At 45.4% G+C, this 26,094-nt stretch carries 22 protein-coding genes; 13 read left to right on the top strand and 9 right to left on the bottom strand.

The features are described 5' to 3' along the window. The first annotated feature begins 112 nt into the window (after positions 1–112). Positions 113–736: a porin family protein gene (locus tag ACFQS8_RS03970; protein ID WP_382165929.1), complete on the top strand. Its 624-nt coding sequence runs from the start codon at positions 113–115 to the stop codon at positions 734–736. A gap of 128 nt (positions 737–864) precedes the next feature. Here ACFQS8_RS03970 and ACFQS8_RS03965 read toward each other — a convergent pair whose 3' ends face one another. Then, complete coding sequence (locus ACFQS8_RS03965; RefSeq protein WP_382165928.1) at positions 865–1,425, bottom strand: LOG family protein; 561 nt, start codon at positions 1,423–1,425, stop codon at positions 865–867. A 102-nt stretch (positions 1,426–1,527) separates the two neighbouring features. Between ACFQS8_RS03965 and ACFQS8_RS03960 the strand changes: the two genes are divergently transcribed. Then, a complete protein-coding gene (locus ACFQS8_RS03960) occupies positions 1,528–3,387 on the top strand; it encodes an ABCB family ABC transporter ATP-binding protein/permease (RefSeq protein WP_382165926.1) in 1,860 nt (619 codons plus the stop codon). 5 nt (positions 3,388–3,392) lie between these two features. Here the strand turns inward: ACFQS8_RS03960 and ACFQS8_RS03955 are convergent, their stop codons facing one another. Continuing rightward, positions 3,393–3,602: a DUF2842 domain-containing protein gene (locus ACFQS8_RS03955; RefSeq protein ID WP_382165924.1), complete on the bottom strand. Its 210-nt coding sequence runs from the start codon at positions 3,600–3,602 to the stop codon at positions 3,393–3,395. Positions 3,603–3,765: 163 nt separating this feature from the next. Here ACFQS8_RS03955 and ACFQS8_RS03950 point away from each other — a divergent pair, with 163 nt between their 5' ends. Then, complete coding sequence (locus tag ACFQS8_RS03950; protein ID WP_382165922.1) at positions 3,766–4,845, top strand: COX15/CtaA family protein; 1,080 nt, start codon at positions 3,766–3,768, stop codon at positions 4,843–4,845. Positions 4,846–4,858: 13 nt separating this feature from the next. On the opposite strand, the gene ACFQS8_RS03945 is transcribed toward ACFQS8_RS03950, so the two are convergent. Both ACFQS8_RS03945 and ACFQS8_RS03940 read right to left on the bottom strand, forming a co-directional pair. Continuing rightward, positions 4,859–5,341: a hypothetical protein gene (locus tag ACFQS8_RS03945; RefSeq protein ID WP_382165920.1), complete on the bottom strand. Its 483-nt coding sequence runs from the start codon at positions 5,339–5,341 to the stop codon at positions 4,859–4,861. Between the two features lie 184 nt (positions 5,342–5,525). After that, on the bottom strand, positions 5,526–6,023 hold the full coding sequence (locus ACFQS8_RS03940) for a hypothetical protein (protein ID WP_382165918.1): 498 nt from the start codon (positions 6,021–6,023) through the stop codon (positions 5,526–5,528). 44 nt (positions 6,024–6,067) lie between these two features. Here ACFQS8_RS03940 and rplM point away from each other — a divergent pair, with 44 nt between their 5' ends. The 9 genes from rplM (at position 6,068) to ACFQS8_RS03895 (ending at position 20,117) form a co-directional block, all read left to right on the top strand. Next, the gene (gene rplM / locus ACFQS8_RS03935) at positions 6,068–6,535 is read left to right on the top strand and encodes a 50S ribosomal protein L13 (protein ID WP_382165916.1); all 468 of its coding nucleotides are present in this window, start codon (positions 6,068–6,070) and stop codon (positions 6,533–6,535) included. Between the two features lies 1 nt (position 6,536). Beyond that, positions 6,537–7,025 carry a 30S ribosomal protein S9 gene (gene rpsI, locus ACFQS8_RS03930; RefSeq protein ID WP_382165913.1) on the top strand — a complete coding sequence of 163 codons (489 nt, stop codon included), beginning with the start codon at positions 6,537–6,539 and terminating at the stop codon, positions 7,023–7,025. Between the two features lie 104 nt (positions 7,026–7,129). Then, entirely contained in the window at positions 7,130–8,071 is a 942-nt protein-coding gene (gene argC / locus ACFQS8_RS03925; protein ID WP_382165911.1) for an N-acetyl-gamma-glutamyl-phosphate reductase, read from the top strand. A gap of 212 nt (positions 8,072–8,283) precedes the next feature. Then, a complete protein-coding gene (locus ACFQS8_RS03920) occupies positions 8,284–10,752 on the top strand; it encodes a glycogen/starch/alpha-glucan phosphorylase (RefSeq protein ID WP_382165909.1) in 2,469 nt (822 codons plus the stop codon). After that, positions 10,749–12,908, top strand: coding sequence for a 1,4-alpha-glucan branching protein GlgB (gene glgB / locus ACFQS8_RS03915; RefSeq protein ID WP_382165907.1), 2,160 nt, complete (start codon positions 10,749–10,751; stop codon positions 12,906–12,908). The genes ACFQS8_RS03920 and glgB overlap by 4 nt, the downstream gene beginning before the upstream one ends. After that, positions 12,908–14,494, top strand: a complete 1,587-nt coding sequence (glgA, locus tag ACFQS8_RS03910) for a glycogen synthase GlgA (protein ID WP_382165905.1) — start codon at positions 12,908–12,910, stop codon at positions 14,492–14,494. Before glgB ends, glgA begins: the two co-directional genes overlap by 1 nt. Positions 14,495–14,501: 7 nt before the next feature. Further along, positions 14,502–16,439, top strand: coding sequence for a glycogen debranching protein GlgX (gene glgX / locus ACFQS8_RS03905; protein WP_382165903.1), 1,938 nt, complete (start codon positions 14,502–14,504; stop codon positions 16,437–16,439). A gap of 79 nt (positions 16,440–16,518) precedes the next feature. Further along, positions 16,519–18,174, top strand: a complete 1,656-nt coding sequence (locus tag ACFQS8_RS03900) for an alpha-glucosidase family protein (protein ID WP_382165901.1) — start codon at positions 16,519–16,521, stop codon at positions 18,172–18,174. Positions 18,175–18,365: 191 nt separating this feature from the next. Next, positions 18,366–20,117, top strand: coding sequence for a sugar phosphorylase (locus tag ACFQS8_RS03895; RefSeq protein ID WP_382165899.1), 1,752 nt, complete (start codon positions 18,366–18,368; stop codon positions 20,115–20,117). A 9-nt stretch (positions 20,118–20,126) separates the two neighbouring features. On the opposite strand, the gene ACFQS8_RS03890 is transcribed toward ACFQS8_RS03895, so the two are convergent. The 5 genes from ACFQS8_RS03890 to ACFQS8_RS03870 form a co-directional block, all read right to left on the bottom strand. Beyond that, positions 20,127–21,359: a glycosyltransferase family protein gene (locus ACFQS8_RS03890; protein WP_382165897.1), complete on the bottom strand. Its 1,233-nt coding sequence runs from the start codon at positions 21,357–21,359 to the stop codon at positions 20,127–20,129. Between the two features lie 18 nt (positions 21,360–21,377). After that, entirely contained in the window at positions 21,378–22,193 is an 816-nt protein-coding gene (locus ACFQS8_RS03885) for an HAD-IIB family hydrolase (protein ID WP_382165895.1), read from the bottom strand. 1 nt (position 22,194) lies between these two features. Continuing rightward, positions 22,195–22,995: a hypothetical protein gene (locus ACFQS8_RS03880; protein WP_382165893.1), complete on the bottom strand. Its 801-nt coding sequence runs from the start codon at positions 22,993–22,995 to the stop codon at positions 22,195–22,197. 119 nt (positions 22,996–23,114) lie between these two features. Then, positions 23,115–23,708 (bottom strand): hypothetical protein, encoded by a 594-nt coding sequence (locus ACFQS8_RS03875; RefSeq protein ID WP_382165891.1) that lies wholly within the window; start codon positions 23,706–23,708, stop codon positions 23,115–23,117. 123 nt (positions 23,709–23,831) lie between these two features. After that, positions 23,832–25,649, bottom strand: coding sequence for a PHA/PHB synthase family protein (locus ACFQS8_RS03870; protein ID WP_382165889.1), 1,818 nt, complete (start codon positions 25,647–25,649; stop codon positions 23,832–23,834). 77 nt (positions 25,650–25,726) lie between these two features. On the opposite strand from ACFQS8_RS03870, the gene ACFQS8_RS03865 reads away from it, so the two are divergent. Then, positions 25,727–26,086, top strand: coding sequence for a hypothetical protein (locus tag ACFQS8_RS03865; protein ID WP_382165888.1), 360 nt, complete (start codon positions 25,727–25,729; stop codon positions 26,084–26,086). Positions 26,087–26,094 lie beyond the last annotated feature (8 nt).

Genomic DNA, 26,094 nt, shown 5'->3' with positions numbered 1-26,094 from the left:
TTGCATTAACCCATTGAGGATTATTAGAAAATTTGATGAAACAGGTTTTGTTTCATTGCGTCGCTTCAATCTGGAGTGACGTTTTTTTGCATAATTATAGGTTGGGGAAATCATGAAAAAAGTCATGTTATCTGCTGTGGTTTTAACTGCTTTTACACCATCGGCTATTGCTGAGATCGAGCCATATATTGGTGTGGGTGTTGGAACTGTGAAGGTCGATATGGGGGGAAGTCTAGCATCTACTTACCCTAAGGTTGGAGTGTTTCGTGGTGGTGCAACATTTAACCAGTGGATCGGGGTTGAAGGGGAGCTTTCCATGGGGATAGCTTCTGACGATAGCTTTGAAACACGTTCAACCAGTTATGATTATATCACTGACGTAGACTTCAAAGCGGGTGGTGCTGTCTTTGCTGTGGGGCATCTACCTATAGGCGATAATTTTAGCTTCTTCGGGCGTTTGGGCGGATTTCTTCAACAAACCGATTATAAACAATCGATAGTGGATAACTCAGCTAATCAAACAATAGCTAGTCGTGAGCTTGAAGAGACTGAGCATGGATTTGCCTATGGCTTGGGTATTGATTTCTACATTCCCGATTCAACAATCGGATTTCGTTTAGATTACACGCGATATGATGTTCAAGCGGTACAAGACGAATTTGACGGAGAATTTTACGAAGCAAGAAATGATGCAACCGCAGACGCTCTTACCGGAAGTCTAATGTTCCGATTCTAAGATTTGGATTTGATTAAAAATAAAAAGCCCCTGAGCAGAAATGCTGAGGGGCTTTTTTTATAGTATCCGAGGCATCGTTTTCTATTACGAACAGTCGTCGGTTTTAAAGGAAGGTTTTGTATTCAACCTTATATCACATCTACATAGCGGTTCAGGAACTCATCCATTGAGTGCTCGGGATCATTGGATTTGAAAACAAGGTCTAGCATGCTTGGTGGCGCAAACTTGTGCTCTACCATTTTGTCCAAACAGTCGAAAAATGGTGTCCAGTAATCATTGGTGGATAGGAAGGACATTGGCTTGGCGTGCAATGATAGCTTGGCCCATGAGAGTGTCTCAACGGCTTCTTCAAGTGTCCCAATTCCCCCAGGAAGAACAACAAAGGCTTCTGATTCGTCGAAAAGTAGCTTTTTGCGCTCATGCATCGTTTCCACGACGACGTGAGGCACTTCTTCATAACTGCCTTCAATTCGCTGAAGAAAGCGTGGGATAAACCCTATCACTTCACCGCCAGCATCGTGAGCAGCTTTTGCGGCAGCATACATCAATCCAACAGTTCCACCGCCATAAACGAGGCGCCATCCACGCTTCGCGATGGCTGTACCCAAATTTGTTGCGAGTTCAAGATATGCGGGGTCGACATCATTGGATGAACCACAATAAACGCATACAGACTTGATTCCAGACATATACCATCTCCATTTATACCTTGAATCGTATATATGGGTTTGAACTTAAAAGGGAGAGTGTAGGTTGTAGAAAATCTTCTATTTGCACTCGGAAAGAAACTTATGAGTCCACGCGGACACGGAAAAATGGCTTCAACTGCCGATAATGACGGTATCGAAAGTGCTGATGCGAGTTTGGTGTCTTCGATTGGCCGAATCCTAAAAATTCTTGCGCGACCCGAATTGTCAAAATGGCGTCCCATGATGGCGATTGCCTTTGTGCTGACGGTGACATCAAAACTATTTGCTGTAGCTGCTCCTGTTTTTTTTGGTGATGCAATAAATGCACTGACAGAAGGCGAGACAGTTTTTGCGCTGATATTTATGGGCGTTGCGCTTTGGGTTGGTGCGCGTTTCTTGTCGACTGGCTTTCCATATTTGCGTGATGTGTTGTTTGCACCGATTAGTCAGGATGCTCAAAGATTAATCGCGGTCGAAGCTTTTGGTCATGCGCAAAATCTGTCTTTAAAGTTCCACCTTACCCGCCGAACTGGTGCGCTTAACCGTATGATAGAACGCGGGGCGGGTGCTATTGATTTCCTAATTCGCTTCCTGGCCTTCAATATCGGCCCCACTTTTATTGAGTTGATATTGGCGTCTGCTGTTTTAAGTATCAAATATGGAGTCGGCATGGCTGTCGTGGCGATAGCGACCATTATGGTCTATGTCGTGTTTACATTAGCCATCACGGAATGGCGCGTAAAACAGCGACGCGTGCTGAATGAAGAAGATACAGAACTGCGTGGCCGTGCTGTTGATAGTCTTACAAACTTTGAAACCGTCAAAGCATTTGCAGCCGAAGAGCGAGAAACAGAGCGACACAACAAATCGTTTGAAAGCTATAACAAATCCTATGTCGCCACTGCGCGTTCATTAGCTCTATTAAACGCAGGACAAGAGTTCATAATGAATCTCGGTCTGCTTGGTGTGGCAGGTTTGGCGGTTTGGTCTGCTATGCAAGGGGATTTGAAGCCGGGCGATGTGGCTGCAGTTACGCTCATTCTGATGAACCTTTACCGCCCACTCAACATTTTAGGTTGGGCATGGAGAGAGATTAAGCAGGGTAGTGTCGATCTTGAAAAACTTTTCGGACTTATGGACATGGTGCCGGAAGTTGCTGACGCTCCAGATGCAAAAGAACTGGAAGTGAAGGGTGGACGTTTTGAGTTTAAAGATGTTGCTTTTTTTCATGATGGCCGCACCGCAGGACTTGATGGCGTCAGCTTCACAGCAGAAGCGGGAAAAAAACTAGCCATTGTGGGGCCGTCAGGTTCCGGAAAATCAACACTCTTAAAATTGGCGTTCCGCTTTTTCGATGTCGAGCGCGGTCAGATATTGTTTGATGGACAAAATCTCAAATCCGTTACCCAAAAATCTTTAAGGGAATCGCTGGGTCTCGTTCCTCAAGAAGTGGTTTTATTCAATACGACAATTCGAGAAAACATCATCTATGGCGCACCAGAAGCAAGCCAAGAACAGATAGAACACGCTGCAGAACAAGCCCAGTTGCTCACCTTCATCAATGGGCTACCAGATAAATGGGATACACGTGTCGGAGAGCGTGGCTTGAAACTATCAGGCGGTGAGAAACAACGCTTAGGCATAGCGCGTGCGATTCTTAAAGATCCGTCTGTGCTGGTGTTAGATGAGGCCACATCAGCATTGGATTCTACGACAGAGGCAGAAGTCCAACATGCATTAGATATTGCCTCTAAAGGCCGCACAACACTTGTTGTTGCACATCGCCTTTCAACAATTGCGGACGCAGATGAAATTATTGTTCTTAAAGATGGTAAGGTTGAAGAACGTGGAAGTCATGAAGATTTACTGGCAATCGACGGCGTTTATGCTGATATGTGGGAGCGCCAATCTAAGATCAATCAGGAGGCACTCTCTCAGCTTTTAGCAGCTAAGCAGAGTTAGAATTGCTAGATGTCATTCTTAGGAAGAGGGGCATCTTTTGCGTGCATCCATTGCAAAAGTGGCTTGAGCGGCAATGCCCAGCCAATACCTGCAATGAGGTAAAATAGGATGGAGAGAAACTTCTTGCCTTCAAGTTTTTCGCCCAATATGGCGGCCACGACTATATACGCCGCTAGAAAAGCCAATAGGCCGATTGATCCCAAGATCTTGCGCAAAATATGTCTCCGTCTAAAAATGCGTTGTGCGCGGTAGTTCTCGATAATGTAAGACGTATATTTGCCACATCTGCGAAGCGCACTAAAACTGCTATGAGCACAAATATTGCTTAAATGCAAAACAGCTAAGTCTTTTTCGTCATACAGGCCTATATAAACCCGCATGCATACTCAAGTTTCTTCTGCCGCTCAGTCATCTATTGATGTTGGTCTTAAAGGTATTCGTCCAGCCAAAGGTGCAAATGCTGTTGGTATCTGGCTGTTGATTGTTGCTGCGATGGTTTATGCGATGATCCTTGTCGGCGGTGCAACGCGCTTAACCGATAGCGGTTTGTCAATCACAGAATGGAAACCCATTACTGGCGCTCTGCCGCCAATGAATGCTGAAGACTGGGCATCTGAATTTGATAAATATCGTTCGCACACTGCAGAGTATAAGCTTCAAAATAAAGGTATGGAGCTTCACGAGTTTAAGAATATTTATTGGTGGGAATGGGGGCACAGGCTCTTAGGACGCCTTGTTGGTGTTGTATTCCTTATTCCATTCTTGGTCTTTTGGGCGCTTGGCTGGACGACGCCGAGATTGCGGCGGCGGTTATGGGCGTTATTTGCTTTAGGTGGTCTGCAGGGATTTATTGGCTGGTGGATGGTTTCTTCTGGCGTTGGAGAAACAAACCGAGTGGATGTCGCGCCTTACCGTTTAATGACACACTTTTCATTAGCGCTTCTTATAATCGGCGGATGTGTGTGGACCTGGCTCTCTCTGCGTGAAAAGCCTCGTTTCATTGATGACAATCGCGCACGAAATTGGGCGGCTATTTTGCTTGCAACAGCAAGCTTGCAAATGATGTTGGGTGCGTTGGTTGCGGGGTTGGATGCTGGACGCACATATACCGATTGGCCGTTAATGGATGGCGCTGTTATACCTCAAGCATATTGGGACGGTGCCCTTGGGGTGCGGAATTTCTTTGAGAATGTCGCGACCGTTCAGTTCAATCATAGATTCGTTGCGTACTGTTTACTTGGCTTGAGCTTATATGCCGCTTTTAAGTTTTCGCGTGCCGCGAATGGCTGGTTTAAAAAAACGGCTCACGGTGTTGCGGGGCAATCTGTTTTAGGTGTTGTGACGCTTGTCTTCGGAGCGCCGCTCGGGCTTGGTCTTCTTCACCAAGCCCTCGGAACGATTGTGTTGCTTTCAACAGTTATACTATTTTGGCAGTGTTCTGCCCGTCGCGAAGTTTAGACTAGATCCTACTCTATTCCTCATCTTTAAACGGTGTCTCTGGAGTGAGAGCAGATTTGAGATTTTCCAGATCTGTGTCCAGAGGCGCGTTTGATCCATTGGGCGGTGCTGTACCTACGAGTGCATACAAAGGTTCTGGGCTCACATAAGAAAGCCTATTGCGTCCATCTTCATACTCTCCAGCTATCATCAATATGCCCGTTGGATAATCGACGCTAATGTGTCCCGATAGGCTGCCCAATTGTGTTGCTTTTTGGGGGGCAGAGACAGACATTCCATCAGCAAGTTCAAATTGTAAGGATGAAGAGATATCCCCGTCTTCCCTCAAATGCGAGGCAAAAAGGTTGCCTTGTTGTGTTGAGTAGACGAGCAAATACCCAGTTTCTGCTTTTAAAATACGCGTGTCAGTAATGGTGTCGTCATTTTTAAGCGTATTTAGAATGCCGTTTGCATTGAAGGATATCAGCTCGTTTTCTGTAGCTGCTACGCCAATCACTCCATCGAATACGCATGATGATATGGGGTATGGCAGTGTAAAATTGCTGTTTTCATTAAAAACGGGAGTCTCACCTCCATATTGAAGTGTCCCCAAAGTTACGTTGTTAGCCTTCGAAAATGCTATTGCTGTTTTCGGATTCGTCTCATCACTTTGTATCGGGGCAGCGCATAAACTGTCAGCTTCAATAGAATCGGAGAGGGGGGGCACCTGCAATAATTTGTAACCCAGACGAAAAAAGAGCGATTTGAATCGTATTTTCAACTGATAAACTTGGGTATGCGACAAAAGAAGTGTCAGAAATATTCAGTGGCATGCCTAAAGAGGTTGATTTAAACGTATCCGGTTTTGATTGAGCAATTGAGATTCCATCAATATCAAAGCTTTCAGCGCGGCCATCTGATAAAATTGCAAGGCCAAACACGCTATTGTAGGCATTTTTAGCGATCGCAAGGTCCTGAATATCGCCTGCTGCTTCTTTGCTTTCCCAAATTATCGGTGCGCGAGGAAGTTCCTGCACAGGAGCAGTTGCTTCGTTTTTGTGTGGATTTTTGTCAATTTTTCCGCTATCTTCCGCCGGTGAACAGCTAAATGTCAAAAATGTTGCAAGGAATCCTAATGAGATTGCCTGCTTTGTGTTGACAAAGGTTACACTGGACTGTAGCCACACTCGCTCGTTCATTTGAACAATCAACTTTCTATTATATGAGGCCCCGTGAGGGAGCGATGAAAACTTATTCTGCAAAACCTTCCGAGGTCGAACACAAATGGGTCGTGATTGACGCTGAAGGCGTTGTTGTAGGACGTCTCGCGTCTTACGTTGCAAAGCGCCTACGTGGCAAGCACCGTGCTGACTTTACGCCGCACATTGATACTGGCGACCACATTGTAATTATCAACGCTGATAAAGCTGTCCTGACTGGCAACAAACGCCGTGACAAGACTTACTATTGGCACACTGGCCACCCGGGCGGTATTAAATCTCGCCGCGCGGAAGAAATTCTTGATGGACGCTTTCCTGAGCGCGTAATCAAGAAGGCTATTGAGCGTATGATGCCAAAAGAATCATCTTTGGCACGTACACAATTTTCAAAGTTGCGTGTTTACGCTGGTACTGAGCACCCACATGAAGCTCAGCAGCCAGAAGTGGTAGACTTCGCTTCTATGAACAGCAAAAATGTGAAAGCCGCTTAATATGTCAGATGCTGTTGAAAGCCTAGAAGATATTAAAGACTTGAACTCCGGTACAGCTGCTCCAGTTGCACCAGTGGTTCCAGTTGAGCCAACTATCGATGCGCAAGGTCGTGCATATGGTACTGGTCGTCGTAAATCTGCGGTCGCCCGTGTATGGATTAAGCCAGGTACTGGTAAAATCACTATCAACGGTAAAGACCAAACAGAATACTTCGCACGTCCTGTTTTGCGTTTGATCATTGAGCAGCCATTGGTTGCTGCTGAACGCCGCACAGAGTTTGACGTTGTGTGTACTGTAAAAGGTTCTGGTCTATCAGGACAAGCTGGTGCAGTTCGTCACGGTATTTCTCGTGCATTGGTGGCTTACGAGCCAACAATCCGTGCGACATTGAAACCTCACGGTTTCATGACTCGTGACTCACGTGAGGTTGAGCGTAAGAAATACGGTCGTGCTAAAGCGCGTCGTTCTTTCCAGTTCTCCAAACGTTAAGTTTCGAATATATTTTTTCTGGGAAGGGCGCTTGGCATATGTCACAGCGCCCTTTTCTTTGTTTATAATGTTATCCGCGCACCATTTTCTAGAAAGCACGCATTATGGCCCCCAAAGTATTCATTGATGGCGAAGCAGGAACAACAGGTCTTCAGATTGCAGACAGGCTCCGTGATCGTTCAGATATTGAGTTGATCTCAATCGACCCATCAAAGCGAAAAGACGCTTCCGAACGTGCTCGTTTAATTAATGGTGCGGATGCTGTGATTTTATGTTTGCCAGACGATGCTGCAATTGAGGCTGTTTCGTTGGTTGATAATCCCGATACAGTAATCATAGATGCATCAACCGCGCACCGCGTTGCTGATGGGTGGGTTTACGGCTTTGCTGAAATGGCTAAGGGTCAGCGAGAAGCAATCGCGAAATCTAAACGTATATCAAACCCTGGATGCTACCCTACGGGCTTTATCGCGTTAGTGCGTCCCCTTGTTGAAGCGGGACTATTGCCTGCTGATTATCCTGTCACTGTGAATGCCGTTTCGGGGTATACAGGTGGCGGTAAGGGGATGATCTCTATGTTCGAAGACAGTTCGTCTGATGCATATTGCCAAGATGCTTACCGTCTTTACGCATTAGGACAAACGCACAAACATCCTCCAGAAATGAAAATTCATACAGGGCTTGCGCATTTGCCAATGTTCACACCGTCAGTTGGGCGCTATGCTCAGGGCATGTTGGTGGAAGTGCCATTGCAGGCATGGTCCATCAAAGGGGCACCAACTAGGCAGCAGGTATATCAGACCCTAAGCGCAGCCTATGCAGGTGAGGACTTCGTGACAGTCACACAGCTTGCAGAGGGTGATCAGATTGGTAGTTTAGAGCCTGAAGCATTAAATGGTACGAACAAGATGGAGCTATTTGTGTTCGGAACAGACGCGCAAATACGGCTTGTAGCTCGTTTGGATAATCTAGGAAAAGGTGCATCGGGAGCAGCTGTTCAGAACCTGAATATAGCGCTAGGTCTGCCTGAAAATAGCGGGATATAAATCGCGCAAAGTTTGCTCAGGCTTGTCAATTTGAATAGTTGTTATGCAGAAATGACGTGCACTCTGCGTAACAACCGCGCAAATCACAAAAAATTCGCTTTCTAATCGAAGAAATGCGAATATGCCTATGTCTTGTTAACGAAACGAGTAGAGTTATAGGCGAAGAAGCAGCATATGTTTCTTTATTGACAGACTAGACCCTGAGGACTTTCATGAACAAGCCGCAAAAGGGACTGCCACGTCCTGAGCCACGCCAATTTGATTCGACAGTACTTGCGAAAGAAGTTGTGGAGCGCCTGACTTACCGCATTGGTAAAGATGCAGCAAATGCGCACAAACATGACTGGCTTCACGCTGTTATCCTCGTTATCCGTGATCGTATCATTGATGCATGGATCCGCACTAAAAAAGAATTTCACGAGGACAAGGGGAAAAGGGTTTATTATCTGAGCCTTGAGTTCCTGATCGGGCGTCTGATGCGGGATGCTGTTTCCAATATGGAAATGCTTGAGCAGATGCAAGAAGCGCTTTCAAGTCTAAATGTTGACCTTGATGTCGTCGCTGAACTTGAGCCAGATGCTGCGCTTGGAAACGGTGGTCTCGGTCGATTGGCAGCGTGTTTCATGGAAAGCATGGCGACTGTGGGTGTGCCAGCCTATGGATATGGTATTCGCTATGTAAATGGTATGTTCCGTCAAGAAATATCGGATGGTTGGCAGGTTGAATTGCCGGAAACGTGGCTAGCTCACGGGAATCCTTGGGAGTTTGAACGCCGTGAATTTTCCTATGAGATTGGTTTTGCTGGCAAAGTTGAAGCCGCAGAAGAAACACTCGGTACACCTGCAAAAATGAAATGGAGTCCACAAGAACGCGTTGTGGCCACGCCATATGATACGCCAATTGTGGGGTGGCGTGGTAATCAGGTGAACTCTCTTCGCTTGTGGAGCGCTAAGCCGATTGACCCAATTTTACTAGATCAATTCAATGCGGGTGATCACCAAGGTGCTCTTCGGGAAAGCAATCGTGCACAATCGCTAACACGCGTGCTATATCCAGCAGACTCATCCTTGGCAGGTCAATCATTGAGATTGCGCCAAGAATACTTCTTCACCTCCGCATCCCTACAAGACATAGTACGTCGCCACATCCAAGATTTTGGTGATGTGCGTACACTTCATGAGAAAGCATCTATTCAGCTAAACGATACGCACCCAGCCGTCGGTGTGGCTGAGTTGGTGCGCCTTCTTGTGGATGTGCATGATATTGAGTTTGCGGAAGCGTGGGAAATCGCGCGTGAGACGTTCTCCTACACAAACCACACATTGCTACCCGAAGCACTCGAAAGCTGGCCTGTGCCGCTGTTTGAGCGTTTATTGCCGCGTCACATGCAGCTCGTGTATGCGATCAACGCGCATATCCTGAAAAAGGCGCGTAAAATTGAAGGTTTCGATGATGCTGCGGTGTCAGCAATTTCATTAATTGATGAAAATGGTGAGCGTCGTGTCCGCATGGGTAACTTAGCATTTGTCGGATCGCACAAAGTCAATGGTGTGTCTGCTTTGCACACTGAGCTGATGAAACAGACGGTATTTAAGGACCTACATAAACTTTACCCTGAACGCATAAACAATAAGACGAATGGTGTAACTTTCCGCCGTTGGATGATGCAATGTAATCCAGAACTTACAAGCTTGATCGAAGCGACAATAGGGGCTGATTTTAAAGACGACGCTGAGCAATTGGTGAGGCTGAATAAGTTTGCTGATGATGCTGCATTTCAAGAGAAATTCATGGAAGTGAAGCTTCAAAAGAAAATCGCACTGTCAAATCATCTTAAAAACTATTGCGGCGCAAAAATTGATCCGAATGCGATGTTTGATATTCAAATTAAGCGTATTCATGAATATAAACGCCAGTTGCTAAACATTGTTCATGCTGTTGCGTTGTACGATCAAATTCGATCTCATCCAGAGTTGGATTGGGCACCGCGCGTCAAGATTTTTGGAGGTAAAGCTGCTCCAAGTTATCACAATGCGAAATTGATTATTAAACTTGCAAATGACGTTGCACGTGTCATCAACAATGATCCTGCGGTGCAGGGATTGTTGAAAATTGTATTCGTTCCCAATTACAACGTGTCACAAGCTGAGCGTCTCTTTCCTGCAGCTGATCTGTCAGAACAAATCTCAACAGCAGGTATGGAAGCTTCCGGTACAGGAAATATGAAATTTCAGGTCAACGGGGCGCTAACTATCGGTACGCTTGATGGAGCCAATGTGGAAATCAAAGAGCATGTCGGTGACGAAAATATTGTGATCTTTGGCATGACAGCGGAAGAAGTGGCTGCGCGTCGTGAGCAGGGCTATTCTCCGCGAGATGTAATTGAACAGTCTAAAGAGCTGAAGCAAGCTTTGACAGCTATTCAATCTGGAACTTTCTCACCAGATGACCCTCACAGATATTCTGGTTTGATTGACGGTATTTATGAACATGACTGGTTTATGGTTGCTGCTGATTTCGATAGCTATTCAAATGCACAACGTCGTGTAGACGAAATTTGGTCTGACAAGAAATTGTGGGCGAAAATGGCGATCAAAAATACCGCCAATTCAGGTTGGTTCTCTTCAGATAGAACTATCCGGCAATATGCTGAAGACATTTGGAAAGTAGGCCTAAAATGAGTTTAAGATCAGATCGCATCCATGCACTGATCTCAGCGCAGGAAAGAGACCCTTTCTCTGTATTGGGGGTTCATCCTGTTGAAAAAAACTTCGTAGCGCGTTCATTCTTTCCAGACGCTATCTCTGTTGATGCTTTCACCCTGAAGGGTGAAAGCATCGGCCAACTTACTCAAATTCATGAAAGTGGATTATTTGAGGGGACGGTTTCACTAAAAAAACTTGAGCCTATTCGTTATATTGCGCGTTACGAAAACGGTGAAAAGTATGAAATAGCTGACGCCTATAGCTTTGGCCCGGTACTTGGACCGATGGACGATTATTTCGTCTCCGAAGGGTCTCACCTACGCATGTTCGATAAAATGGGCGCGCATGTGATCGAACATGAGGGTGTTTGGGGCGTTCACTTTGCTGTTTGGGCACCAAATGCGCGTCGCGTGTCGGTCGTAGGTGATTTCAACTATTGGGATAATCGTCGTCATCAGATGCGCAATCGAGTAGATACCGGCATTTGGGAGATATTCATTCCTGATGTTGGCGCAGGCACTGCTTATAAGTACGAAATTATAGGCGTAGATGGTCAGACTTTACCGATGAAAGCTGACCCCTTCGCATATCGCTCGGAGCTTCGTCCGGCGACAGCCTCCATCGTGGAAGGGCCATCTCAACGAGAGTGGAGCGATGAAGCGCACAGAGAATTTTGGGCGAATGCTGATGCGCGTCGCCAGCCTATTTCCATATATGAAGTTCACCCCGGTTCTTGGAAAAAAAATGGTTCAGATTTCCTTTCTTGGGATGAGATGGCCGAACAATTAATCCCTTATGTTTTAGATATGGGATTTACACATATCGAATTCCTACCAATTAGCGAATTTCCATATGATCCGAGTTGGGGCTATCAAACCACTGGTCTATATGCGCCAACAGCGCGGTTTGGAGAACCAGAAGGTTTTGCGCGTTTTGTAGAAGGAGCTCATAAAGTTGGTATTAGTGTACTAATAGATTGGGTGCCAGCGCATTTTCCGACGGATTCTCATGGTTTGTCTCGTTTCGACGGAACGGCTTTATATGAGCATGAGGACCCTCGAAAAGGGTTCCATCCCGATTGGAACACAGCGATTTTTAATTTTGGTCGCAAAGAGGTTGTTTCCTATCTTGTAAACAACGCATTGTTTTGGGCAGAACGCTACCATGTAGATGGATTGCGTGTAGATGCGGTCGCATCCATGTTATATCTTGATTATTCGCGTGAGCAGGGAGAGTGGATACCGAATGAATTTGGTGGTCGCGAAAACCTTGAAGCCGTCGATTTTCTAAAGAGAATGAATAAAGAGTTGTATGGTCGCCATCCAGGTGTGTTGACCATGGCTGAAGAATCAACTTCTTGGCCCAAGGTTTCTCACCCTGTTCACGAAGGCGGGCTAGGGTTTGGCTTTAAGTGGAACATGGGCTTTATGAACGATACTTTGCGTTATTTAGCGCGAGATGCCGTTCATCGCAGTCATCACCACAATGAAATAACATTTGGTTTGATGTATGCCTTCACTGAGAACTTTGTGTTGCCTCTGAGTCATGATGAAGTCGTTCACGGAAAAGGATCTCTCCTCAACAAAATGTCAGGAGATGACTGGCAGAAATTTGCGACTCTACGCGCTTACTATGCCTTTATGTGGGGCTATCCGGGTAAGAAGCTTCTATTTATGGGGCAAGAGTTTGCACAGCGTGATGAGTGGAGTGAAGCGCGTTCCCTAGATTGGCATTTGCTTGAGTATGGACCTCATCAAAATGTTCAAAAATTGGTGAGAGACCTGAACCACCTTTATACTTCGGAGCCGGCTCTGCACGCGCGAGATTGCGAAGGTGAAGGGTTTGAATGGGTGCTTGTTGATGCGCATGAGGATTCAGTGTTCGCATGGCAACGCAAAGCGCCTGATGCTGCGCCTTTCGTGATTATAAGCCATTTTACGCCTCTAAAACGCGATGGTTACCGTATCAAATTACCGCATGCTGGGAAGTGGAAAGAGGCTCTGAATACTGATGCTGACTATTATGGTGGGTCAGGCGTTGGGAATTTAGGGCAAATAGAGACTGACCAAGATGGGTTTGTGAACTTGAATATTCCTCCGTTGGGGACACTTATTTTAAAATTGGAGTCGTAATGGGAATGGCTGCACCAGCGATGACGACAAAAGACAGTTTTGAGTATTTGGATTCTCAAGTAACGATACCTCAATCGCTCGAACGAAGTAATGCGATACAGGTATTGTCAGCAACGTCTGAACTTTACCCCTTAATTAAAACCGGCGGGCTTGCTGATGTTGCGGGCGCTCTTCCGCTAGCATTGAAAGATCAAGGAGTCGCTGTAAGGTCGTTATTGCCGGGGTATAGAAAGGTGATGGCGAAGCTGCAAGAGCCGCGCATCGTTAAGACCTATCAAAATCTATTTGGCTGTAAAGCTGCCTTGTTGGGTGATACAGTTGCAGGTCATGATATTTACGTCCTTGATTGTCCTGAATTATTTGACCGCGCTGGTGGTCCCTATACCGATGAATCTGGAAAAGACTGGGACGATAATTGGCAACGTTTTGGTGCATTGTCCAAGGTCGCTGCAGATATAGCGATTGGTAAAGTTGAAGAGTGGCAACCACAAATTCTACACGCTCATGATTGGCAAACTGCATTGTCTTTAGCGTATGTGCGCTATTCCAAAGTTGCCAATTTACCTAAAATAATGACGATCCATAACCTTGCGTTTCAAGGTCGTTATGATGCGAGCGTTTTTAAGCAATTAGGCTTGCCACGCAATGCTTGGGCGATGAATGGTGTGGAATATTATGGGGGTACAGGGTATTTAAAAGCTGGCCTGAGTTCAGCTGATTTGATTACGACTGTAAGCCCGACATATTCAAATGAAATTCGGCGCCCCGAGAACGGAATGGGACTTGAAGGTCTGATCAATCACCGAGAAAAAGACGTTCATGGGATTTTGAACGGTATTGATGATGATGTCTGGAATCCACCAGAAGATCCTTTTATAACAAAGCAGTATTCCAGTCGCAATTATCAGATGCGTCGCCAAAATCGATTTGATTTGGAAACTGAATTTGGCTTATTCCATGATGAAGATCCGCTCTTTGTCGTTTGCTCACGTATGACGTGGCAAAAGGGCGTGGATATGCTTATCGAAATTCTCGATGAGATCGTTCCTATGGGGGCGAAGTTCGCTATATTGGGGCAAGGTGATAAATCGATTGAGAAAGGCTTTCTAGCCGCGTCTCAGCGCCATCCAGGGCGTATCGGGATGAAGGTGGGATATGAGGAACCAATCGCGCACCGCATGCAAGCGGGCGGTGATGCTATCCTTGTGCCTTCTAGGTTCGAGCCTTGTGGTCTAACGCAGCTATATGGTCTGAAGTATGGGTGTATCCCAGTTGTTAGTAGGGTTGGTGGGCTTGCGGATACAATCATCGATGCCAATGAGGCCGCTGTGTCTCTTGGCTGCGCAACAGGTGTTCAATTCTACCCACCAGACACATTTCATCTGAAGCAAGCCATCGTGCGCACGATGAAATTGTACAAAGATAAAGTGGCGTGGAAATCAATGCAGCGTGCAGGTATGAAAGCTGACTTCTCTTGGGGCCGGAGTGCTGCGCGATACGTTGATTTATATCGTCAGATTTTATCCACGTATGAAGAGAAAAATACAATCAAACCTTTGAGCAGAAGCATTCAAGCTGCCCAGTGAGGCCTTCATGAATAAATCAGATTTAAGCTCCCCTTTAGGAGCGAGATTTACATCGCGAGGAATCGCTTTTTCTGTCTGGTCTCCGGAGGCATCAAGCATGAGCGTTTGCTTGTTTGATGACGGTGACCATGAAGTGCAGCGCTTAGCCATGGTAAAAGATGGTGAGGGCGTTTGGTCAGCTGAACTCGAAGGTGGTATAGCAGGCATTCGGTATGGATATCGCGCGGATGGACCCTACGCACCTGATCGTGGATTGTGGTTTGATCCCAACAAATTATTGTTAGACCCGTATGCGACCCATTTGGATCGTCCCTTTGCTTATGACGCGCGACTAGCGGCATCTCGCGACGAAAAGATTGATACAGCACCTTTGATGCCTAAAGCTGTCGTGTGCGAGCCTTTTGAGCCAATTGAGAGCGACCGGACGGCTTTTAAAGCAGGTGGGTTGATTTACGAGTTACAGGTACGGAGTTTTACCAAGCTTCATAAGGGCTTGCCTGAAAATATTCGAGGGAGCGTAGCGGCTCTGGGGCACCCCAAAATCATCAACCATCTCAAGAAAATTGGGGTAGACGCTGTCGAGTTGATGCCGATCACAGCATGGATTGATGAGCGTCATTTGGGGCCGTTGGGTTTAAGCAATGGTTGGGGATACAATCCTGTAAGCTATTTTGCACTGGACCCGAAATTGGCACCCGGTGGGTTGAAAGAGCTTCGTATTGCTGTTGAGGCTCTACACAAAGCGGGCATTCGCGTTTTCCAAGATGTTGTCTTTAATCACAATGGTGAGAGCGACATGCTTGGGCCGACTTTGAGCTTTAGGGGGCTAAATAGCAAAGAGTATTTTAGAACTGCAGAAGATAAACCCGATCATTTAATCAATGATACTGGCTGCGGTAATTCTATAGATTGCAACCATCCGGTCGTGCGGCGTTTGATTTTGGATTCCATGCGCCATTTTGTGCAATATGCGGGCATTGACGGGTTCAGATTTGATCTTGGCCCTGCACTTGGGCGGGATGATCGTAAAGGTGGTGGATTTGATCCTAAAGCCAGATTGATCAACGAAATGCTCGAAGATGATGTTTTGAAAGATTGTGTCCTGATCGCAGAACCTTGGGATATTGGTCCTGCTGGCTACCAGTTAGGAAAGTTTCCTACACGTTTCCTTGAGTGGAATGATGCCTACAGGGATGATGTTCGACGTTTCTGGCGTGGTGATGATTTTGCTGTTGGAAAGTTTGCGACCCGTCTTTGTGGTTCTTCAGACATATTCGAAACAGTTGGGGATGTGACAGATACCAATCCGACCCGCAGCGTTAATTTCATTGCAGCGCATGACGGTTTCTCATTAGCAGATATGGTTTCTTATGAGACCAAACACAATTTGGCCAATGGTGAATCCAATAGAGACGGGCACAATGAAAATATCTCATGGAATAACGGCGTTGAAGGAGCGACAGATATTGTTGAAATCAATAGTAAACGTCGCATGGATATAAAAGCGCTTCTTTCCACGCTCTTTCTCTCTCGCGGTACAATTATGTTGACTGCTGGAGATGAATTTGGTCGCACACAAGTGGGAAATAATAACGCTTATGCTCAAGATAATGAAATCACATGGTTGAATTGGTCTGGCCGTGACAAGCAGTTAGAGCGACATGTTCAAGGCTTGGCAGAACAACGCGCCAAGCTTGGATGGGATGTCGATGCTTCATTCTTCAAAGAGGGTGATATTCTGTGGCGACGTTTTGATGGTGAATTGATGACCGTCAAAGATTGGGAGCGTCCTGACCTTGATGCGTTTGCGATGGAAATTACAGAAAAAAACATGCTGATTTTATTTAATAGATCTGATCGGCATAAAACGTTTATTTGGCATGGGGCAACACAGACCATTAGTCCGCGTACAGCGAATGTAATTAGGTTGAAGATGCCCAAATAAACCCCAAATCTAAGTGCAATGTTATCAAAGCCAAATACAGCACGCTCCTTTATTCAGACTAAAATTAGAAATGCACATTATGAACGTAGAAACGCCAATAGAATTGAACGCTGAAAACAAGCAAATATCTTCCACACCTTGGTGGAAGGGGGCGGTAATATATCAAATTTATCCGCGCAGTTTTTATGATTCCAATGGCGATGGTGTTGGGGATTTACGCGGCTGCATTGAAAAGCTTGATTATATAGCGTCCTTAGGTGTTGAGGCGATTTGGCTGTCTCCCTTCTTTCAGTCTCCTCAAGCTGATTATGGCTATGATATCTCAGATTATAAGGCGATAGACCCTAGTTTCGGTACGTTGCAAGATTTTGATGATCTCATCACAGAGGCGCATAAGCGCGATATAAAAATTATTATTGACCAAGTGTATGCGCACACTTCTGACCAGCATGCGTGGTTTGAGGAAAGTCGCCAAAGCAAAAACAACCCAAAAGCTGACTGGTATGTATGGGCAGACCCCAAAATTGATGGAATGCCGCCTAATAATTGGCAATCTGTATTTGGTGGTCCAGCTTGGGAATGGGATGCACGCCGTCAACAATATTACATGCATAATTTTCTAAAAGAGCAGCCTCAATTGAATGTGCATAACATTGAGGTGCAAGAGGCTATTTTAGAAACAATGCGTTTTTGGATTAAACGCGGTGTTGATGGTTTTAGAATGGATGCAATTAACTTTGCGATGCATAACCGTGCGCTCACTGATAATCCGCCGGCCTTGCTAGATATGTCGCGTGTCACTCGACCGTTTGATATGCAGAAACGCATTCACAATCAGTCACAACCAGAAACGCCTTTATTCATGGAGCGTATTCGCCAAGAGCTTGATAAATTTGGTGATATATTTACCGTCGCCGAGATTGGTGGAGATGAAGCACCTAGTGAAATGCGTAGCTATACTGCAGACAATAAGCGGTTGAATTCTGCATATAGTTTTGACTTTTTAGATGGTCCACCTGTGTCTGCTGATAAAGTCCGCGGTACATTAGAGAAATGGACAGGGGAAGGCGGCGAAGGTTGGCCATCTTGGGCTTTTGAGAACCATGATGCTAGGCGCGCTTTAAGTCGTTGGTCGGCACCTGAAAACCGTTGGGATGCAGCGCGCTGTTACATGATGCTGCTTCTGTCTCTGCGTGGGAATGCATTTATATATCAAGGAGAAGAGCTTGGATTGCCTCATGGAGAGGTTGCCTTTGAGCACCTTAAAGATCCAGAAGCAATTGCAAACTGGCCTCGTACTTTAGGGCGAGATGGTGCGCGTCTGCCTATGCCGTGGGTGAAGGATGGATTGAACGCAGGTTTTTCCACTGGAACGCCTTGGATGCCGGTTGATCCTAAACAAGCAGAATTTGCGGTGGATACGCAAACGGATGATGCGCCTTGTATGCTGCGATTTACCAAGTTTGCACTCAGTGTCAGAAAAAAGAACAAGGCCCTGAGACTTGGGAACATGAACTTCTTGGATACGGGGAATCCTAGCGTATTGGCATTTACTCGTAGCTATGAAGACGAGCAATATTTATGCGTGTTTAATTTTAGCGATAAACACTCCAAATGGAAACATGCTGTTGGAAGTGGTCATATCGTGCAGTTTAGCGATGACAGTTTATCTGACGGTCATGAAGTTCCTGCTGACTTGCCAGCTTATGGGGCATATTGGGCAAAACGGGTTTAGGCATGATAGGTCGACAATTAAGTTTGTCGGCCTTTTCAATTGCTGGCCTTTTGTAGCCATGCCGAAATAGCGGTTAAAGTTTTGGCAGATATGAAAAAAAGCTATGTGAAGTGCTTAATGCGCTTGATACTGCAATCTCATGTGCCAAACTTTCGCGAAACATTACAGTAACGCATAGGGTGGACCACGATATGGTAGACATTCCCGAAAATTTCAAACTGAAACTTTCTGAACTTGTAAGCTTCATCTACCCTGACGCTGATTGCGACGCATTGATCGCTCAAATTATTCAAGCTTACTGGCCTGAATCTCAACCAATTAGGGAGACTCAGCGAACTCCCAGCAATGTTGGGCTGTGGTCTGAGGATGATGCAGTAATCATCACCTATGGTAATTCTGTGAAAGACGGGGTGCATAAGCCTTTGGACTTGTTGCAGGATTTCTTGAAACGATATCTAGGTGACACAATTACAGGCGTGCATATTCTGCCGTTTTTTCCTTTCACATCAGATGATGGCTTTGCTGTAACGGACTATCGTGCAGTCAATAGTGAGTTGGGAAGCTGGGAAGATATCAACCGTATAGGGGAGCGGTTTAAGTTGATGTCTGATCTGGTGCTCAATCACGTTTCCAGCCAGTCAAATTGGTTCAATGAATATCGCCAAGGACATGAGCCTTACGACAAATTCTTCTTTGAGGCTGATCCGAAAGATGATGTGAGCATGGTTGTTCGTCCACGTACCAATGATTTGCTGCGTGAGGTCGATACAGCCATGGGCAAGCGCCACGTGTGGTGTACATTTAGCCATGACCAAGTGGATTTGAATTTCGCTAATCCTGAAGTCTTGTTAGAGTTTCTTCGTATAATGCGCCTACACGTCGACAACGGTATCCGAATTATCCGCTTGGATGCTGTAGCATTTATATGGAAGGAAATTGGTACGGATTGCATCCACCTGCCGCAAACACATGCCATTGTTCAATTGATGCGATTGCTGCTCGATTTTGCAGAAGAGCAAGTCATTTTGCTGACGGAAACCAACGTTCCCAACACTGAAAACTTATCATATTTTGGTAATCGGAATGAGGCCCATGCAGTTTATAATTTCTCCTTACCGCCACTCATTCTGCAATCCCTCTTAAGCGGTTCTTCAAAGCATTTGAATCAATGGCAGCGTGCTATGCCACCTGCTCAAATGGGCTGTGCTTATCTGAATTTTTCGGCATCGCACGATGGGATTGGTATGCGCCCTGCCGAGGGGTTGCTTGATGAAAATGAAATCAATGACGTGATTGAAACGGTTCAATCTTTTGGTGGTTTGGTATCAATGAGGTCCACGCCTGATGGGGGGCAGAAACCATATGAGTTGAATGTAACCTTTTGGGATGCGTTGAAAGGTACGTTAAAGGGCGAAGATGATTACCAGTTGGATCGGTTTATGTGTAGTCAATCCATCGTCATGGCGTTGGAGGGAATACCAGCCTTCTATATTCATTCTCTAATTGGGACGAATAATCACATGGCTGGCGTTGAGAAGACTGGCGTGAACCGCGCAATAAACCGGAGGCGCTGGAATTATTCTCTACTGCGGGAGTTGCTCGATGATGAGAATACGCAACATGCCAAAGTGTTGGCAGCGATGAAGGAGCGTATAAAAATCAGGAGAGCGCAGTCAGCATTTCATCCAAATGCAACGCAGTTTACGCTGCAATTAGGCGATCAGCTATTTGGGTTCTGGCGCCAGAGTTATGATCGATCGCAGTCAATATTTGCAATTCATAATGTTTCAGGCGAAGAATTACACGTGCCGGCAGTCTCTATCAATTTGATAGGTGGTCATAACTGGTATGATTTGATTTCAGGCGACAAAATTGATGAGCATACTAGTGACATCAAATTTGCGCCTTATCAGTGCCGATGGATAACAAACAGGTCGAAATAGATTAACAGCCTAAGCGTTTTCTTCGGAATACTCAGTATTGTCTTGTGCAATAGCTTCCGTCATCAGGCGCATGAGGTCTTGATCGGCTGCGTGTACACGGCTCCAGTTAGGAATGAAGGGCGTTTCCATTGGATTGACGAGAAAAATCTCACCGGCTTCCATAATATTAGACGCAAATAGCTCAACAGATTTTTCCGCTGCATGACGATCTACATACAGGCCGTTCATGACAGCATCATTGTAATAGCTTTCAATCATATCCAAAGCTGTACGGTAGTATGTTGCTTTTAGGGTGCGGAATGTTTCCATTGTGAAGACTACGCCATCAGCGGCGAGTTTTCGAAAGAGTGCCTTACAAATATCTATGGACATACGCGATAGACCGGTGGAAGCATCTTCCTCGGAGAGGGGCTGGTGCTTGTGGTCATAGGCATCTGAAATTTCAACCTGACACGTTGCTTTGGGACTAAGATTTCGCCACGCTTCGGAAAGCACACCTATCTCTAAACCCCAGTCGGATGGAATGCGCATGTCGTGAAGGATGGAGGTGCGCATTGCAAATTCTCCGGCCAATGGATAGCGGAACGCTGATAGGTAATTGATGTAGTCATGGTCCCCAATAACTTTAGAAAGTGCGAGAAGAATTGGAGAGACGAGAAGGCGACTAACGCGCCCATTGAATTTTCCATCTGCAATGCGTGGGTAATAACCTTTAGAGAGTGCATAGGAAAAATTGGGATTTGCCACTGGATAGAGAAGCTTCACGAGCATATCTTTGGTGTATGTAACGATATCACAATCGTGTAGCGCTACAATTTCACTGTCTCCACGTGCCAAAACATATCCCATGCAAAACCATACATTTCGACCTTTGCCGGGCTCCATAGGTGATAACCCCATTTCACTGAGACGATAATCTATTTCTTTTAAGCGAGGCCCATCATTCCAGAGCACTACATGATCTTGGGGTAGGCGTGAAAAAAACTTTTTGGCGTGGCGGTATTCTGACTCTGTAGCGCGATCTAGTCCAATAACGATCCGATTGATAAATTTGGCTGAACATAATTGGTCTACAATTTCTGTAAGCGCATCACCTTTTAGCTCTGAGTACAGGGAAGGCAGAATCAATGTGATTTTGCGAGTATCTGCAAATTGCTCAAGTTCACGTTCCATTGCTTCGGGTTTAACGCGGCGAAGGTCGTGAAGTGTAGCGACATGTCCATTCTGGTGAAAGTCGGCCATTGATTTGCCCTTCCTATATTATATTTTTGATTGGTGTGTGGGGGGTGAATTTAAAAACTGTAGAACCGATACATTCCAGCCGACGGGGCCAGCATGTTGTGCACGACTAATTTTGCCTGTTTCCTCGCCGTTCAAACGTGGGATCTGATTGCCATGCGCATTGGGTATTATCACGCCAAAGTCTGTAGCTTGGATCATTTCAACATCGTTTGGAGCATCTCCAAGCGCGAGAGAGAGGGGGCGAGATTGAGGATTTGAATAAGTGTTTATTATTTCACCGACACGTATACCCTTATTCGCCCCAAATGAGAGAGTCATAAAACGCCCTCCATGGCGATAACTTACTCCACATGAATTGAGGTATTCAACAAATTGCTCACGTGTTTCAGCATCTCCTTTCCAAAGACCAGGTTCGGAAAATTGTCGTTGAGATGATTTCGTGGCGTCCTCAAATGGAAGTCCGGTGACTTTTGAAATTTTATCGGCTGTCCAATCGCTAAATCCCTCATAGAAGCATCTTAATTCAGCGGGAGCGTCATTGATTATTTTGATGAGCTTTCGGTAAGGGGTTCTGTCCAAACTTTTGATATTCAAAGGACCCGCTGGTAAAATACCTGCGCCATTCTCTACAATTGCGGGACAATTATCAAAGCCCAATTCTGCCCGTATGGAGCTGATTTCAACGGCTGTTTTAGAGCTTGCTAAGATGAGAGGGATGTTGCTTTCGTGAAGTGTATGCAATGCATCTGAAGCTGCTTTATAACTGTAGTTGCTGTGGTCTAGTAATGTGCCGTCCAAATCGGTGAATACGATGAAATTAGGTGGATTAGACATATCACTGGGCCTCAACATCAACTGGTTTTCTGAACGCATCAACATAGAGTTGGGTTCCGTTGATTTTGTTTCCTTTAAGCATTCTGCGAGTGATGCGTTCATAATATAGGATGAAGTTTTTCACCCACGCCCGCCGTTCAGTTGGGAGAGTGCCTTTAGCAATACCAAGCGTGGTTTCTTCTTGTTCAATGCGCCAATTGAGAATGGTCTCAAAGCTAGGTGCATTTAGATAGAAAAAGTGGGAAGAACGTCTCCATAAATCGGCGTAGCTGCCTGCAAGTTCTTGCTCTTGAAATTGTCGCCATAAGCCTGATTTGTCTTGTTCTTCGATAGCGTTGATAGGTTCAGTTGAAGGAGCGTTTAAGTCCGGCTTAGCACCTACGAGCCATCCTTCTACTATGATCGCCTTTGGGCGTCCCTGAAAAGTTGAGAATTCAATCTCAGGTAAGCGATCATCGATGACTTTGCTAAATTTGGGGAGAGACGTTACCGAATCGGGGGAAGCGTTTTGAAGGGCATTAATTTTGGAATTTAGTAATGGAATATCATGTGTGCCTGGCGGCCCGCGTGTGATGAAAAGTGGAGAGTATTTATCCGAAAGTCCTGTGCGTTCAATTTTTGTAAGATAGAAATCATCAATACCGAGTATAGCAATTTGTCCATTATACATTTTACTAATTGCCGACATAGCAGTGGACTTACCAATGCCTTGCGCGCCGGATACAAAGAGTAGAGGAGGGGTGGTGCTATCCGTGATGCGGGTATGTGCCCAGTTCTTGAAGTGGCTCTCAATACTGGACATTCATGTCTCCCTTAGTGGTGTTTGATAGACATATAGCATCACCTATAAGGGCAATGTTCAATTGCTTACATCAACCCCCCAACCGGAGAAAACAGCAAGGCTGCCTAATTATTGGGCAGTTACTTTACGCCAGAAAATTTGGTGTTGCTTTGTTGGGCTTTGAAAATAAATCCACCACAAGTGGCGCAAAGTAAGGATATTGCGAGGAAGACGGGAAATATCCGGCGGAAAATTGGTTCGATCGCGGGCATTTGACGCCCAACCATAATTTTATACGTCGCTTCGCTATCTTCCAGAGAACCAGAAAATATACGTGCATACACGGGGCCTGAGGTAGCATTAGTCTCGTTGCCTTCAAACTTATGCCATCCTGGGTAAGGTTGGGCATTTTGGGGCCACATGTTCAAATTTCCTGCGAGAGGATTCTTGTTTGAATCAGTTAAGAAATAGATCTTTTCAGCAGGAAAGGATTGTTGTGAAGCTTTGCTGTTAATCCATTGAATGACGGATTGCACATCGCGTTCAGATTTTGGCTGATCCCAGTCTAATTCCAACAATTCCGCTTCGATTGAGGCTCGCGCTGTCAATTGACTGCTTTGAATAGCCACAAAATGCGAGGCTAGGTAATTGAACAATAGAGCGATAGCAATCAATGCAGCGATCGTTAAATTCGAAGGCTTTAATGTTGAAGACACAATAGAAGATATTGTCAAAGGGAAGCCTTCTTGATTCGTAAATTATTCAATTAATTCTTACACCACCACTTACGCCTTTGATTCGTGCGCGTCTATCAAAAGTGAGTTGGTTTACATTTGTATGTTGGTACTAAATTGAGATTAGTTACGCATTTGATGGATATCAGCTAAGGTTGTTTTGACATACACTCCAGGGGCAGATGGGGCGTTCTTAATAGGAGGAGGTGGGCTTACTAGGTCACCTGACCGCTCACTTAACCATTCAGCGAGTGCAGGCCACCAGCTTTGCTTTTTATAGCTAGCCGAATCCTTCCAATCTGCTCCTGTCTGAAGTTTTGGGTTTCCACGACTCCAGTGGCCGTATTTATTGTTGGTCGGCGGGTTAACAACACCTGCGATATGTCCAGCTTCCGCTAGAATGAATTTAGTGTCACCACCAAATAGATGACGCCCACTATAAACGGATTCAAAGGGAGAGATGTGGTCACCAAAAGCTGCGTGAATGAAGACAGGCCAGTTTATATCGTTCAAGCTTATCTTCTCGTCAAAAAGGAAAAATTCGTTTTTGGCGAGTTGGTTTTCGATGTAGAAATTTTGTATGTATTCAAGATGTAGTGGGCCGGGGATATTCGTTTGGTCACTATTCCAATACAATAGGTCGAATGGTTTTACATCTTCGCCAAGGAGGTAATTTTCCTCAATAAATTGCCAAATGAGGCGTTGTGGTCTCAGGGAGTTGAAGCCGTCCGACATAAGTTCGCCTGGCATTATCCCTTTATTCTTTACGATTGCTGCTGCCGTTTCTGAAAATGTACGTTCACTTACGATTGCTTTCATCATTCCGGCATCTTCAAAATTTGTTTGAGCCGCCATGAAGGTGAGACTGTTTATACGGGGGTCTTTTTTCTTAGCTAGATACGCAGCAAGCGTGGAGAGCATTGTACCGCCAATGCAGTAACCAGCAATATTGATAGAGATATTGTGGGTTTCATATACAAATTTTATGGCGGCGAGCCCGCCAAGGCTTGCGTAATTGTCCCAATCTAAATCACGTGTGATATGGTCTGCGCTTCGCCAAGATATCATATACACGGTGAAGCCTTGGTCACGTAGCCAAGCGACAAGCGAGTTTTTCGCTTGAAGATCCAGAACATAATATTTGTTTATCCAAGGCGGAAAAATAAGCAGGGGACGCTCAAAAACCGATTTAGTAGAGGGGCTAAACCGAATAAGCTCTATAAGCTCATTTTTAAAAACTACTTGTCCCTTAGTGGCTGCTACGTTTTTGCCTATTTCAAATGCTGTTTTATCGCACTGGCTGATGTTGAGATGTCCAAAGTCCGCGTCATAATCACGTTTTAGGTTTTCTAGCCCAGCCTCCAGAGAGGCACCATCGGTATCTATAAACCTTTTGATTGCGACTGGGTTTGTGAAGAAATTATTGCTTGGAGATAAGGCAGAAAGAAATTGATGTAATTGAAATTGTACTTCTTTGCGTTCTTGCTCGCTAAGGTGTTCCGTGTCTTCAACCAGTTCACGTGTCCAGTCATATAACACCATGTATGATTGGCTTATGAAGTCAAAGAGTGGGAACTGACACCATAATGGATCAGCAAACCGCGGATTGTGAATACGGTTGCTTTCAGACTTGTCTGTAGTCTCTTCAGCGTTTGCTTGTTCGTTATCATTGATGAGTTTAGCGGTTTCACCTAATCGATTAATAAGGTTTTGCTGTGCTTTCGCCGCTCGTTCGGGGTCTTTACCTAGAGCGCGTTGAAGTGTTTCTATGGCGACGAATAAATGTACCGGACTGGAAGCCATTGGGCCATTGTCTTGTGCCATTTCAGTTAGAAGGGTGTGAAATTCTGTACTAAGCCTGATTAAGCGCTCTTTAAGGGCTTGGGAGGACTCCAAATGCGGAAATTCTGTATTTGGAGGTTTATCATATTCCTTGGTCACGCTAATTAGCTTTCACTACGTGTTTCATTTATAGTCATGCAGCTTCGCAATAATGACTCGAAGGTTTGGTTCTACATATGTTGAAATTTTGTCTAATTGCGAGCGTGTTGGCAATCCCTCTATTTGTTTCTGGGTGTGCTGGAGGCGTAAAAAAGCGTGTTGATGAAGCGCATGAAACGGCTCCAACATGGTTTGAAACCCAAAAAGAGGAAGTGTTCGGTCGAGGCTATCCTGAGTTTTCTAGCATTCCTGTGACGTCTCCGCGTGGTCCTGTGCCTCAAGAGTTGTTGGATGGTGATGAGCGGTTAAACAAAGAGGTCGAAGATCTAGATAACGACCCAAAAGCGATGACCGCGCAGGAAGAAAATTTAGAAGATCCGCGAATTTGGGCTCAAAAAAGGCGTGAAGAGGTCGAAAAAGGTGTGCCAAAAGACTAATTTTACCC

This window comes from Hirschia litorea, assembly GCF_042665075.1.
Classification (GTDB): Bacteria; Pseudomonadota; Alphaproteobacteria; order Caulobacterales; family Hyphomonadaceae; genus Hirschia; species Hirschia litorea.
The sequence above is the reverse complement of the archived record's forward strand: the minus strand, read 5'-3'. Positions and strand labels throughout refer to the sequence as shown.

Excerpts from the sequence above, each read along its gene's own strand:
- ACFQS8_RS03970 (WP_382165929.1), top strand. The coding sequence starts at position 113 with ATGAAAAAAGTCATGTTATCTGCTGTGGTTTTAACTGCTTTTACACCA.
- ACFQS8_RS03965 (WP_382165928.1), bottom strand. The coding sequence starts at position 1,425 with ATGTCTGGAATCAAGTCTGTATGCGTTTATTGTGGTTCATCCAATGAT.
- ACFQS8_RS03960 (WP_382165926.1), top strand. The coding sequence starts at position 1,528 with ATGAGTCCACGCGGACACGGAAAAATGGCTTCAACTGCCGATAATGAC.
- ACFQS8_RS03950 (WP_382165922.1), top strand. The coding sequence starts at position 3,766 with ATGCATACTCAAGTTTCTTCTGCCGCTCAGTCATCTATTGATGTTGGT.
- ACFQS8_RS03940 (WP_382165918.1), bottom strand. The coding sequence starts at position 6,023 with ATGAACGAGCGAGTGTGGCTACAGTCCAGTGTAACCTTTGTCAACACA.
- rplM (WP_382165916.1), top strand. The coding sequence starts at position 6,068 with ATGAAAACTTATTCTGCAAAACCTTCCGAGGTCGAACACAAATGGGTC.
- rpsI (WP_382165913.1), top strand. The coding sequence starts at position 6,537 with ATGTCAGATGCTGTTGAAAGCCTAGAAGATATTAAAGACTTGAACTCC.
- argC (WP_382165911.1), top strand. The coding sequence starts at position 7,130 with ATGGCCCCCAAAGTATTCATTGATGGCGAAGCAGGAACAACAGGTCTT.
- ACFQS8_RS03920 (WP_382165909.1), top strand. The coding sequence starts at position 8,284 with ATGAACAAGCCGCAAAAGGGACTGCCACGTCCTGAGCCACGCCAATTT.
- glgB (WP_382165907.1), top strand. The coding sequence starts at position 10,749 with ATGAGTTTAAGATCAGATCGCATCCATGCACTGATCTCAGCGCAGGAA.
- glgA (WP_382165905.1), top strand. The coding sequence starts at position 12,908 with ATGGGAATGGCTGCACCAGCGATGACGACAAAAGACAGTTTTGAGTAT.
- glgX (WP_382165903.1), top strand. The coding sequence starts at position 14,502 with ATGAATAAATCAGATTTAAGCTCCCCTTTAGGAGCGAGATTTACATCG.
- ACFQS8_RS03900 (WP_382165901.1), top strand. The coding sequence starts at position 16,519 with ATGAACGTAGAAACGCCAATAGAATTGAACGCTGAAAACAAGCAAATA.
- ACFQS8_RS03895 (WP_382165899.1), top strand. The coding sequence starts at position 18,366 with ATGGTAGACATTCCCGAAAATTTCAAACTGAAACTTTCTGAACTTGTA.
- ACFQS8_RS03890 (WP_382165897.1), bottom strand. The coding sequence starts at position 21,359 with ATGGCCGACTTTCACCAGAATGGACATGTCGCTACACTTCACGACCTT.
- ACFQS8_RS03885 (WP_382165895.1), bottom strand. The coding sequence starts at position 22,193 with ATGTCTAATCCACCTAATTTCATCGTATTCACCGATTTGGACGGCACA.
- ACFQS8_RS03880 (WP_382165893.1), bottom strand. The coding sequence starts at position 22,995 with ATGTCCAGTATTGAGAGCCACTTCAAGAACTGGGCACATACCCGCATC.
- ACFQS8_RS03865 (WP_382165888.1), top strand. The coding sequence starts at position 25,727 with ATGTTGAAATTTTGTCTAATTGCGAGCGTGTTGGCAATCCCTCTATTT.